This window comes from Methylobacterium symbioticum (genome assembly GCF_902141845.1).
GTDB lineage: Bacteria > Pseudomonadota > Alphaproteobacteria > Rhizobiales > Beijerinckiaceae > Methylobacterium > Methylobacterium symbioticum.
This window is the reverse complement of the sequence record NZ_CABFPH010000243.1, coordinates 1-786: the sequence shown is the minus strand read 5'-3', so window position 1 is coordinate 786 and position 786 is coordinate 1. Positions and strand designations below refer to the sequence as shown.

Sequence of the window (786 nt, the reverse complement as noted above, 5' to 3'; positions counted from 1 at the left end):
CCTCCCGCAACGAGTAGAAGATTTCTTGGCGTAGGCACTCGTCCTTCAGCTTGCCGTTGAAGCTCTCGCAATAGCCGTTCTCCCAAGGCGATCCGGGAGTGATGTACTGGATCTGCGGGCCGGCTTTGGCGACCCACTTGCGCAACGCCTTAGAGATCATCTCCGGGCCATTGTCGCAGCGGATGTTCTCCGGGATGCCGTGCAGGCACATGGCCCCCGCCAACACCTCGATCACGCCCACGCTGTTGATGCGTCGCGCCACCTTCAGCGCCAGACAAGCCCGGCTATGCTCGTCGATCAGCGTCAGGACCCGAAGCGAGCGTCCGTCGTGGGTCCGGGCCTGGACGAAGTCGAAGCTCCAGACGCGGTTGCGATGGAGTGGGCGCAGCCGCACGCAGGATCCATCGTTCAGCCAGAGGCGGCTGCGTGGTCGGTGCTTCTGCGGGACCTTGACCCCCTCACGACGCTTGGATAGCGCTGAACCCGATCCTTGCCCACCTGCCACCCCGCTGTTTGCAGCAGCGCGGTGACGCGGCGGTATCTGTCGCGCCCGTACTCGGACGCCAGGGCGATGATGGCACGGGTCAGCGCATCCTCGTCGGCAGGCAACGTGGACACGTAGCGCTGCGTGCCCCGATGCTGGCCGACGATCCGGCAGGCGTGACGTTCCGAGAGGCCGTACTTCTCCCGGATGCCATCGACCGCCTGCCGGCGTCGCTCGGGGGCTACAAGTTTCCCGCGGCAACGTCCGCCAGCACCTGCTTCTCCAAAGATAGATCGGCCACC

The 786-nt window shown here is 65.3% G+C and carries 1 pseudogene; it reads right to left on the bottom strand.

Features of this window, described 5'->3' with window-relative positions:
* Positions 1-786, bottom strand: a pseudogene (locus tag MET9862_RS29060) (IS3 family transposase); the annotation flags it as partial.